This window comes from Enterococcus pallens ATCC BAA-351 (assembly GCF_000407485.1).
In the GTDB taxonomy this organism is placed as follows: Bacteria; Bacillota; Bacilli; order Lactobacillales; family Enterococcaceae; genus Enterococcus_A; species Enterococcus_A pallens.
The window spans coordinates 463,879-474,962 of record NZ_ASWD01000002.1; the positions used below are offsets into that span (position 1 = coordinate 463,879).

Below are 11,084 nucleotides of genomic sequence, written 5' to 3' on the forward strand. Positions count from 1 at the left end.
CCTCCTTACTTTTTTAAGCCTTATTATCAAAAAACTCCTTTAGCTTGGATTCAATTTCTTTTTTATCCATCAGGTTCTTTATTCCGATCACATAAGGCACTTGACCTTTCAATTCATCCGCTACATCCGACATCGTGATAAGTAAATCTCCTTTGAAACTTTTTACGTCATCTAAGGTACTGTGCTGAACCTCCAGAGGAAATTGATTGGCTTTCACAACCTGATCCACCTTTATTTTTAACATCATACTTGAGCCCATTCCTGTTCGACAGGCAATTAATGCTTTTTTCATTCCACTCATCTTTACTCCTCACTCTCAAATTTTTTAATAAAATCGATGATTTCTTCCGGTTTTTTTGCATTATCCAGTATTTCATAAAATTCTTGCTGGTCCAACAGCTCTGCTAATTCAGCCATTGCTGTTAAATGCGTTTGATTGTCCAAAGCGCTTAACCCAAAAATATACTTTACTGGATCATTTTCAGCATTCCCAAATTCAATTGGTTGTTTTAATGTAGCAATACTGATTGCTATTTCCTTAGCTCCTGTTTCTGGTCTGGCATGAGGCAAGGCGACATGTTTTGTAATCACTATATAGGGTCCTGTTTCTTTTGTTGTTTGAATCATTCCATCAATATAACCTGGTGAAACTTTGCCATTTTCTACAAGTACTTGTGTAGAATTTCTAATTGCATCCTCCCAATTCGAAGCCTCCACACCAAGCTTTACTAACTCCTTATTAGTAATTTCACTCAACAATGGATAATCACCTCCCTCTTCAATTATTATGCGTGAATTTGTTTCACCTGATTGAATTAGTACCTCACTTTCAATTTTTTCGTATTGTTCATAACTAACATATTTTTTTACCACCTTCAGAATGTCTCTTACCTTAGGATCGATAAGCGAATCATCGCTGATCAAATCATAGACTCGACCGATCAACTCAAATTTTTCTTTCGACGTCATGATTGGGTTGACGACAATGAAGGGAATATCTATGCTCAAAATATCTGACGTAATGGTTGTAGTAAAAACAATATCAAAATCTGAAAGTTCTCTCTTCTTATGCAGATTTTGTGCAATGAATTCGATGCAGGGAAAAAGCGATTCAAGCTCTTTCAAAAGTATGATCGATGTTCCAATACCGCTTGGACACAAAACCAGTCCTCGACTACGCTTGACCTGCTCTTCTTTTTCTTCAAAGGTTGAAGCAGCAAAATGGACTGTTAAAAAAGCAATCTCATCCGCTGGAAGTTCCCTTTTGAACAATGGCTGTAAAGGTCGGATCGCTTCGTTAACTAAGCAATACATTTCCGCGTACTCTTTTTGGATTTTTGATGTTAAAGGGTTAACGATTGGTAGATGATAAAAGATTCGGTAATAGCTTGATCGAACGTGTTCATATAGTCGTTTAACAACAGCCTCTTCATTTAAAAATCGAATGCCCGCTAGATTTTCAAATCTAGTTACTAAGCGCTGAACAATCTTTTTGATCATTGATCTATCTTTAGTTTGTTTTGTAATATCTCCTACTGACAAGCCTAAAATCCAGGCCGTTACATAGCTTATATTCTGCTCTTCTATTATTCCGAAATAATTACAAATGCTTTGACTGAATTGATATTCATTCGATTTACAATCAAATAGGTCGTTTCCATAGTCTGAAGCTAAAGCATAATGTTTGAATCTTTGGTTCAGCAATACAAAGCAATAGGTAAACTCCTTAAGCTTATTTTCAAAGAAATGGATATCGTACACTTGGCTATCCTTAAGAATTTTTCTTTCAAAATCTAAATAGCTAATTTTAAGGTGTTTGTTTAAAAAACTTTCAATAAAAAGTTCCCCATTGTCTTCATGCAAGCAGGTAATTACTTTTTTCATAATCATGTAGCGAATATCTTCTTCTTTGCCTAACAAATGGTAACCTTTCGCTCGAGTATAGTTCACTTTTAGATTGTTTTCTGTCAGTTGGTTTTTGACCTCTTTTAAATCATTTAAGACAGTGGAGCGACTGCTTTCCAGCATAACTATCAAATGATCCAAAGAGATGTACTCCAGTGAACAAGATAACATGAGCAAAATCATTAATTGTCGGTTTTCTTTTGAATGATAAACATCATCAAAAACTTCGAGTTCCAGCAAATACTTTTGCAGATATCGTTCTGCTTCTCTAGCTAAACTAAGACTGCTACCAGTAATCCGAATCTCAGTTTGCTGATTGTCCATTAAAATCTCATTTATCTTTTTTATTGCATACGTCAACTGCCTCCTAGTTAAGGCGAACTTTTTTTCTAGCTCTTCTAGACTCCTTTCATTTCTAAATGTTACTTCATGAAGAATTGCTAAATCCTGATTATCTATCATTGACCTCAGCTCCTACTCACAATATAATGTGGACGCTTTCAGTAATCAATCTTAATTAAGTTCATCTTTTGTCACTTTCAAGAACAATTATCAGACTGAAGTTGCTTAAAGCGCTATCCTTCAACCTTTAAATAGCTCTTATCTATTTCAGGTTATACGAAGTAATGTCAGATTAATCTGAAAATAAATCCCTGTCAAAATCATTCAAAAAATACATTATTACTAGAACGAATAGCATAAAAATTATACTCTTCTCTTCTAGGAACATATTCCATTTCGGAATACTTCTTTTTAAAATACGATTTGTTTTCTATCAATCAAGGAGAATACAATAAAAGAGAAGAAATGTATTAGGAGGAAAACAGATGAGCCAAGAAGAATTGTATGATCTGCGCAAAGTCTTAGAGGAATTAAAACAAGAGCCTGGTGCTTACCATGAAACGTATGTTGAAGTCGACCCTGATTCAGAGCTGGCTGGTGCTTACCGCTACATTGGATCTGGTGGTACCGTGATGCGGCCAACTCAAGAAGGTCCAACCATGATGTTCAACAACGTCAAGGGCTTTCCCGGTACGCGCGTGACAATCGGTATCATGGCCAGCCGTAAACGGGTTGGAAAAATTTTAAATTATGATTATCGGCATCTTGGTCGATTGTTGAAGGAATCCGTAGCGAATCCGATCAAGCCCGTGAAGGTTTCTAAAGAAGAGGCTCCTGCACAAGAAGTTGTTCATTTAGCTACAGATGAAGGATTTGATATTCGTAAGATTTTGCCGGCACCGACAAATACGCCGCAAGATGCTGGGCCTTACATTACCATGGGGATAGTCTTAGGCTCTGATCCGGATAAAACGATGAGTGATGTCACGATTCACCGGATGGTCCTAGAAGACGAAGACACGATTGGTATGTATGTCATGCCAGGTGGACGCCACATTGGTCATTTCCAAGAGCAATACGAGAAACTAAATAAACCGATGCCGATTACGATCAATATCGGACTTGATCCAGCCATCTCCATCGGTACAACCTTTGAACCGCCAACTACTCCTCTTGGCTATAATGAATTGTGGATCGCTGGAGCTTTACGTAATCAGCCAGTACAGTTAGTCGACAGTATCACGGTTGATGAAGTGGGCATTGCTCGCTCGGAATTTATTATTGAAGCAGAAATTTTGCCGAATGAACGGATGCAGGAGGATTTGCACACTAACACCGGACATGCTATGCCGGAATTCCCTGGCTATAACGGTGATGCGAATCCGGCCGTAAATGTCGTAAAAGTTAAGGCGATTACTCATCGCAAAGACAATCCCATTATGCAAACAACGATTGGACCAAGTGAAGAGCATGTATCGATGGCAGGAATTCCTACTGAAGCCAGTATTTTAGATTTAGTGGAAAAAGCCATCCCCGGAAAAGTAGTGAATGTTTACAATCCCCCTGCTGGTGGTGGTAAATTAATGAGTATCCTGCAAATTCGTAAGGAGCGAGAAGCTGATGAAGGCATTCAGCGGCAGGCGGCGATTTTAGCTTTGTCCGCCTTCAAAGAATTAAAGACGGTCATTTTAGTGGATGATGACGTGGATATTTTTGATATGAACGATGTGATGTGGACCTTGAACACTCGCTTCCAAGGCGATAAGGACATTATTGTATTGCCTGGCATGCGGAATCATCCGTTGGATCCGTCAGAAATTCCTGAATACAACCCAGGTGTGATTCGTTTCCGTGGAATGAGCGCCAAAACGATTTTAGATGGCACTGTTCCTTTTGACCTAAAGGATAAATTTATTCGGGCCCAATTTAAAGAAGTCCCGGACTGGGAAAAATATTTGAAATAGGAAAGCAGGGTTTTGGATGAAAAAAAGACGGATCGTCATTGGAATCACCGGTGCTTCTGGTACTGTTTATGCGTTGGATTTGTTGAAGGAATTGAAGAATTATCCTGAAATTGAGACCCATGGAGTGATTAGTGACTGGGCTAAGGAAAACCTGAAAATTGAAACTGACATGAGTTTGACTGAGGTATATGATTTACTGGATTATCATTACTCAGTTAAGGATTTAGGGGCTTCGATTGCCAGCGGGTCTTTTTTAGTGGATGCAATGGTGATCGTTCCTACCAGCATGCGAACGGTTGGAGCCATTGCGATGGGCTTAGCCGACAATTTGATTACCCGAGCAGCCGATGTCACCTTAAAGGAGCAACGCAAGCTGATTTTGGTTCCCAGAGAAACCCCGTTGCATGCCATTCATTTAGAAAATTTGACGAAATTAGCTAAAATGGGCGTGCAAATTATTCCGCCGATTCCAGCTTTTTACAATCAGCCGCAAACAATTCAGGATTTGGTGCATCATCAAACCATGAAGCTGTTGGATGCCTTGCAGATTGATAATGAGTTGTCTGGTCGTTGGAAGGATGCTTAACATGAATCATACAGTCGTAAAAACTCAGCTTGCCGATTTTACGATGTCGGCTGAAGCTAAACAGATTGGCAGAGATCTGCTGATCACTTTGACTGGTGGAGACACCCCTCACATTGGCACAGTAACGACTTTCTCAACTAAGCAGCAGAAAGAAACCATTCGCTTTGAAAGTCATAGCGGTCGTTTCCATAAAGATGATGTTTTAGCAGAAAAGATTCTGGAGATCCTTACACCATTTCTTCCAGGAAATTGCGTAATTACCTCTGGGGTTCATGTTGATGGAATTACTCCAGAACAAATCTCAGCTTCCTTTGACATGGCCGCTGACTTAGGCCAGCAGCTAGCGGACTGGCTAAAGAGAACTCCTTTTACTTCAAAGGATCCTATTTACCAAAATAAATCCTGATACACACTCGTTAAGCTTTGCTGTTTGTGAAAAATTTTGACTTCCTCAAACAATAAAAAAAGATCACCTCTCTAAAATCGTTTAAAACATGATTTTTTGAGCGGTGACCTTTTTTATATGCAAGCATGCTCGTAAAATTCTATTGCATCCGATTGATTGAATCGAGCTTTAGCACTTTTTTTTAAATTGCTGACTAAAATTTTAATTAGGCTTCTGCTTAGTTCGTTCTTTTTGTTTTCTTCAGCCAAATAAATAATCCAGCTGATAGAGCTGTCATGATTATCCCTATCGTTGTAACTAACTGATTTGAACGTTCTCCTGTTTTCGGAAAAGCTTTATTGGCAGATACCGTACTTGGCACACTAGTAGATGGTATCATTGAGGAATTTCCTGCTTTTATTGTACCTGTTGGCGTATTTTGATCCGCTGTATCCGCCTGTTGTTTATCCAAAACGGTTAACGTAATTGCCTTTTCTACTACATGGGATTTAGTGTTTTTAGACTTGTCTTCAACATAATAAGTAATTTTGTATTTTCCAGCTTTGGTCAGCGTGTCATTGCTGGTAGAAATCGGTATCCCTTCTCCTTCTACATCAAATCCTGTCACAAATCCTTCTGCATTCGTGAATTTAGCCCAAGACAGGACGTCTTCTTCAGTTAATTTATCTCCAACATACATCGTTTTATCAGCGGCTTCGATCGATGGTAATGGCAGATCCTTTTTAGGTAGAACAATTAATTTTACATTTTTTGCTTGGCCATCTGCACTTGTCAAGCTCACTACATATTCTCCAGCCTTAGTCAGATCAGCTTTGCTTAAGTCAACGCTAACCTCGGAAGGCTTACCATCCTTGTCTGTTGCGCTAGCCTGAAAATCAGCGGCAGTGGGTTCTGGATCTCCTACATACATAGTAAAATTTTCACCAGTAAGCTTTTGCTTGTTTGCTAAAACGGTGATTGTCGAAATGCTGGTGGCTGTTAGTCCATAGGCGTTAGTTACACCATATTTTATTGTATAGGTGCCTGGTTTACTGGCATCCACGCTATTGCTTAATACTTCGATTTTATCCGTTAAATCTACTTTAGCAGAGCCATCTGGTTGTTGATCAAAGGCAGAAACATCTTTCAGCGCGTCAAAGGATTCTCCTACATAGATTGTGCGATCACTCGCTTCAATAACCGGCGCTTTTGGATCTAACCATTCAATATTGATTATTCCGCTGCCGCTGTATTGCCCTTGAGCTCCCTGCCAAGTAAAGTGCAGCTGTGACGGCAAATTGGTTTGATCTGCTTCGATAATAAAACTTTGAACACTAGTTGTACTACCTTCCACAGGCTTGACTGTACCATCTGTTAATTTCACGGCCGACATGCCCGTTAAATTATCTAAAGTTAAGGTTTTGGCTGTTGGATCGGGTGTGCCAGAATAGTACCCTGTTGAATTGTCATATTGATAATCTAACGAAGTAATTGGTACCGCAATCTCAAATTGCTTCGTATTCTGCCCTATTGGTTTGAGTAACGAAATACTTTTTTCATAGGTTTGATTAATGGCTGAGGTACTTGAATTCAATTGGTAGCCTTCCATAAATTCAATACTGTAAATATGATTATTATCTACTTGATAAACACGTAAATTCGGGTAGCGGTCTTTCAAATTCTTCATCACAGAGATATCAGAAATTTGATTATCGTTAACAATTAAATATTCCAACTTAGTAAATGTTGCATTGGCAAAAGCATCGACGTTAGTAATCTTATTATGGCTGGCATCAAGCGTTACTAAGTTCGTTAAGGTCGACTTAGCAATGGGTGAAATATCTGTAATTTGATTGTGTGAAGCCAATAAGGTATTTAGCTTAGGCACATCGACGTTCTCAATAATTGAAATGTCATTTAATAAATTGTTTGATACATCGATCCGTTCAACATTAGGCAGCTTAATCCCGGCAATACTATTCAAATTCGTCAATACATTGTTTGAAAGATCCGCAGATTTTAACGAGGTGAGCTGGTTACTCTTTACAAAGGAGATGTCTGACAAGTTGTCCCCAGTTGCAACGATTGTTTCCAGCTTTGATAATGTACCAATTTCAGATAAATTGCGTGTGTGTGATAAGTCGGTATTTGTTACTGATAAATAGGTTAAATTTTTTGCATAGGACAAACCTTGCGCGTTAGAAATTTCCTTGTTATCAATAGACGCACTTGTGATGTTCAGCATATCTTCTTGGGTGAAGTCTGTTTTGCCTAGAATTTCGGCTACAATTGCTTGCAAATTTTTATCAGGCATCCATAAATCAATGGAGGACTCTTTTTCAGCAAGCACTTCCGCTTTTTTATTTTCTGTATTCTTTTGAGTCTTCTCACTATTCACAGTCTCTTCTGTTGCTTTTGTGTCCTTAGGGAGTTGACTTTCTCCAGCCGTTGAAGCGGCTATTTGCTTATTCGATTTTTCTCCTGATTCCTCTGATACTGCTTCTTGGTGATTACCTGAAGAATCAGGTGCCGCCTCAGCAAAGCTTGCAACAGGAACCAGTGCTTGCGAGCAAAGTATCAATGCTGTCATAAAAACATGTGCTTTTTTCATATTATTTCCCCTCCACCATCTCATCGAAAAAAAGTTACAAACACGCCGAATAACTTTTAAACAAAGTTAAAACAGCATGAATGAACAATTAAAACCAAGAAAATAACTCAAAATTAATATTCTCTCGTAAGAATTATCATAATAGAATGTGCATGAAATGGCAAGACGATTTTGTAAAATAGTAGAAAGTGCGCTAGGAAAATTGCTGCTTGGCTCTTGGTGAAGTGACCGTTGCTTTTGTAGAAAGACCGGCATCCTGAAGTTTTTTTAGTGTAAACAAACACCACAAAAAAAAGAGGCATTTCCTATTGAAAATGCGCTCCTTAAGCTGCTATATTTACGTATACAACAAATGGAATGGCGGCCATATCCAAAATTGGGCGGCGGTTGTTCCAATCTATCCCCTGACCCATAAACACAATAGATACTCAAGCGTTCTTCTTGGCTAAAGAGGCTCGGGAACTTCTTCATTCGCTGTATAATGTTCATAGATAGTATCCATCAAAGCATACCCTTCTCCCCAGCAAGTTTCAATCGTTTTTCCTTCGATTCCCTCCCGTTCAAAAGCAGTTCTTAACTTCCGCATGAGCAAGGAAACCTGAGACAAATGGGAATTACTCGTTGGTTCTCCCCACAAGTAATGGCATAGTTCCTCTCGCGAAACCACACGGCCTTTTGAGTGAAACAGCTTTTCTAAAGCTAACCGCTCCAGCCGGGATAAAGATAATGTGTTTAACGGTTTCTTTTCTCTCGGCAATTGCATTCCCATGTTTCGCTGGATGCTAAAGCCCTCACTCGGGGGACTTAATTGATTGCTCAATCGGAACAGCTTTTCACGAATAGTCTCAGTCGAAAGATCCTCGCTAATCCAGTCAGCGATGCCTTCCATATAAAAAGCTTCTTCATTTTCGGGAACACTCTCGAATTTCCTGATAATAACGCCTGTTTTATTTAATAAAGAAGCCAGCACTGTATTTACTTCTTCTTCCGAGATCGTTTCACTGAGAATAATATAGTCAAAATAATTGATTACCTCTGTCATCTCAGTTTTCTCCATTAGTAAATAAAATATACGCGGCGAGCAAAGAACTTCATAGTTTAATCGTTGTAATTTACTTTGGAGTGTTTTCTCAACTAATACATTTTTTGACAAAAATAGCACGGATATCATTTTTTCTCATTCCCCCCTTCACTTTGAATGGAATTTTTTCTTTAAACGTTTGTTCATTTGTTGTGTCAGCTTCATACTAATACTGAACAAAATCCATTTTCCTATAAAAAAAGAAATTATCATAACAACAAAGGCGACTCCCATAATAAGAATCGGTACTCGCCATGCAAATATATAATTTGAACAAACAAAGGTGAGGAAAACAAACAAAATATAAATAAACTGTACAATACCAACACCCAAGAAGTCGACAATCCGATCAATATAGAAGATCCAGCAGCCGATACTCAAAATAAAAGAAAAAATACCGATGGAAGCAATACTGCTATTTGTTAGATGAGCCCCTGTTAACAACGCAAATAGCGTACTTAAGGTAAAAATGAAGGAGAACATGATGAGTAGTTCGCGGATAATCATTGTAATTTTCATGTTTACTACTCCATTCCTAATTGTTTCTTGAGATTACGAACATATTTCCTTGAAATAGAAACCTGCTCATTATTCTTCAACCTGACAATCAAACGCCCATTAAAGGTTGGACAAATCAATTCAATCTTTTCAATATTGAGAATGACTGATTTGGAAACTCGAATATACTGAGTATCCTCGTACTTCTCCTCCAACTGATAGAGCTTTTCCTTTATTTCAAACACTTCATCCTTTGTATACAAAAATACCTTTTTTTCGACTGCTTCAAAGTAATATACATCACTCAGCCTTATTTTTCGCATGTCGCCTTCTTTACTGACCCATAGACACTCATTTTTTAATTGTAGAGTATTAATTAATTTTAAAATATCTTCGTCCAATGTTTTTATTTTCAGGAAAAGTTCTTCTTCTCCTTGATCGATTATATTAACTTCAATTTTGATAGAAAAACCTCCCCCCACCTATATAATAGTATACAAAAAAGTTAAACATTTCGCATTAAATTATTTTTTATATTCTTTTATAAGAAAAAAATGTTGACCAACCTTATCTATCCATAACAGATAACCTTCATTATTAGATCCAATTAATGTATATTTTCCTCCATATAAACCTTCATAAATTAACTGATTATCATGATCCGGACATACTACAGAAATCGGTTGATCAGTGGAGGATGAATTTTTACGATTATAAAGTTTGAGTGAATGATTCTTAACCTGCGGAATGTATAGAGTATACTTGCGATGAATAATGATTTGCCTTTTAATTCTTCGCCAAAATAGCCAGCATATGAACCCAATAGCAACGATTAGACCTAATAACCATAAGCTCAGGATCCATTTTTGCTTGTCTTTTAAAGCTGACAGCTGCGCTTTAGCCTTTGCAGGAAGTTCTGTACGTTCCCCTTTAACTAATAGGCGGTGAGAATTAACCATATAAGGTGTGCAAGTTAATAAGGTGACTAAATCTTTGCCCTCCTCAATTCTAAGGTGCTCGGTTTCTTCTGGTGGGATTACTTGAATATTTATTACTTCATAAGCAAATACATTGGCACCGATTTCGATGTAAAATTGATCCTTATTCTGAAGCTCCGGCAAATCAGAAAAGAATTTAGCATTGGATAATCCTCTGTGAGCAGAAATTACCGAGTGAGTATTTTGCCCGCCAATCGGATAAGAGGTGCCTTCTAATAAGGAAGCGCCATGTGCTAAAAAGAGTTCAGTTGTTCGATCAAAAATAGGCAAACTCACATTGATTTTAGGAATAGATATAACGCCAAGTGTGTGTCTACTTAAATAATCAGGTTCCTTCGAAAAATCAACCTCCGTTGCGCTCTCGATAAAGGGATCCGCTCCGGCATTGATTCCCTCCAACGCCAGTTTGTCATTCTCTTCCTGCATTTTCTTTTGATAGGCAGCTATATTGGTCTGATCCGCTTTGTTGGCTTTTTCTTGCGCTTGTTCAATAATCCGCTGATCGCGGTAAGCCATGAATGCATTTCCTAGAAAAGGGTACGCGATGGTACCCAAGCCAAAAAATAATATCAGTATCATCAGACCATCAATCATGATTTTTCTTTGCCATTTTTTCATGGAATTCCTGCGCCCCTTTATCTAAAAAATAAAAAAGCCGAGATACAAATCATTTATGATTAATCTCTCGGCTTCTCCTTGTTGCCTTTGAACAGA

The 11,084-nt window shown here is 38.1% G+C and carries 10 protein-coding genes; 3 read left to right on the forward strand and 7 right to left on the reverse strand.

Annotation, left to right across the window (positions count from 1 at the left end; translation table 11 throughout):
* Window positions 1-13 precede the first annotated feature (13 nt).
* On the reverse strand, window positions 14-292 hold the full coding sequence (locus I588_RS08815) for a PTS sugar transporter subunit IIB (protein WP_034692519.1): 279 nt from the start codon (window positions 290-292) through the stop codon (window positions 14-16).
* An 11-nt stretch (window positions 293-303) separates the two neighbouring features.
* Entirely contained in the window at window positions 304-2,367 is a 2,064-nt protein-coding gene (locus I588_RS08820; RefSeq protein WP_010755385.1) for a BglG family transcription antiterminator, read from the reverse strand.
* A gap of 365 nt (window positions 2,368-2,732) precedes the next feature.
* Here I588_RS08820 and I588_RS08825 point away from each other — a divergent pair, with 365 nt between their 5' ends.
* From I588_RS08825 to lpdD, 3 genes are read left to right on the forward strand one after another with little or no spacing between them, the layout of a single operon-like run.
* Complete coding sequence (locus I588_RS08825; protein ID WP_010755384.1) at window positions 2,733-4,211, forward strand: UbiD family decarboxylase; 1,479 nt, start codon at window positions 2,733-2,735, stop codon at window positions 4,209-4,211.
* 16 nt (window positions 4,212-4,227) lie between these two features.
* The gene (locus I588_RS08830; protein ID WP_010755383.1) at window positions 4,228-4,797 is read left to right on the forward strand and encodes a UbiX family flavin prenyltransferase; all 570 of its coding nucleotides are present in this window, start codon (window positions 4,228-4,230) and stop codon (window positions 4,795-4,797) included.
* Entirely contained in the window at window positions 4,790-5,203 is a 414-nt protein-coding gene (gene lpdD, locus I588_RS08835; protein ID WP_034692330.1) for a prenylated flavin chaperone LpdD, read from the forward strand. The genes I588_RS08830 and lpdD overlap by 8 nt, the downstream gene beginning before the upstream one ends.
* Before the next feature lie 217 nt (window positions 5,204-5,420).
* Here lpdD and I588_RS08840 read toward each other — a convergent pair whose 3' ends face one another.
* The 5 genes from I588_RS08840 to I588_RS08860 form a co-directional block, all read right to left on the reverse strand.
* Window positions 5,421-7,793, reverse strand: a complete 2,373-nt coding sequence (locus I588_RS08840) for a leucine-rich repeat domain-containing protein (RefSeq protein ID WP_010755381.1) — start codon at window positions 7,791-7,793, stop codon at window positions 5,421-5,423.
* Between the two features lie 445 nt (window positions 7,794-8,238).
* Window positions 8,239-8,835 carry a winged helix-turn-helix domain-containing protein gene (locus tag I588_RS08845; RefSeq protein WP_051130043.1) on the reverse strand — a complete coding sequence of 199 codons (597 nt, stop codon included), beginning with the start codon at window positions 8,833-8,835 and terminating at the stop codon, window positions 8,239-8,241.
* Between the two features lie 147 nt (window positions 8,836-8,982).
* Window positions 8,983-9,393, reverse strand: a complete 411-nt coding sequence (locus I588_RS08850) for a hypothetical protein (RefSeq protein WP_010755379.1) — start codon at window positions 9,391-9,393, stop codon at window positions 8,983-8,985.
* Between the two features lie 5 nt (window positions 9,394-9,398).
* On the reverse strand, window positions 9,399-9,695 hold the full coding sequence (locus tag I588_RS08855; RefSeq protein WP_245569549.1) for a LytTR family DNA-binding domain-containing protein: 297 nt from the start codon (window positions 9,693-9,695) through the stop codon (window positions 9,399-9,401).
* 201 nt (window positions 9,696-9,896) lie between these two features.
* Complete coding sequence (locus tag I588_RS08860) at window positions 9,897-10,988, reverse strand: class C sortase (RefSeq protein ID WP_010755377.1); 1,092 nt, start codon at window positions 10,986-10,988, stop codon at window positions 9,897-9,899.
* Window positions 10,989-11,084 lie beyond the last annotated feature (96 nt).

Coding starts and splice junctions, on each gene's coding strand:
- lpdD (WP_034692330.1), top strand. CDS start 4,790: ATGCTTAACATGAATCATACAGTCGTAAAAACTCAGCTTGCCGATTTT.
- I588_RS08825 (WP_010755384.1), top strand. CDS start 2,733: ATGAGCCAAGAAGAATTGTATGATCTGCGCAAAGTCTTAGAGGAATTA.
- I588_RS08845 (WP_051130043.1), bottom strand. CDS start 8,835: ATGACAGAGGTAATCAATTATTTTGACTATATTATTCTCAGTGAAACG.
- I588_RS08860 (WP_010755377.1), bottom strand. CDS start 10,988: ATGAAAAAATGGCAAAGAAAAATCATGATTGATGGTCTGATGATACTG.
- I588_RS08830 (WP_010755383.1), top strand. CDS start 4,228: ATGAAAAAAAGACGGATCGTCATTGGAATCACCGGTGCTTCTGGTACT.
- I588_RS08815 (WP_034692519.1), bottom strand. CDS start 292: ATGAAAAAAGCATTAATTGCCTGTCGAACAGGAATGGGCTCAAGTATG.
- I588_RS08850 (WP_010755379.1), bottom strand. CDS start 9,393: ATGAAAATTACAATGATTATCCGCGAACTACTCATCATGTTCTCCTTC.
- I588_RS08840 (WP_010755381.1), bottom strand. CDS start 7,793: ATGAAAAAAGCACATGTTTTTATGACAGCATTGATACTTTGCTCGCAA.
- I588_RS08820 (WP_010755385.1), bottom strand. CDS start 2,367: ATGATAGATAATCAGGATTTAGCAATTCTTCATGAAGTAACATTTAGA.
- I588_RS08855 (WP_245569549.1), bottom strand. CDS start 9,695: ATGCGAAAAATAAGGCTGAGTGATGTATATTACTTTGAAGCAGTCGAA.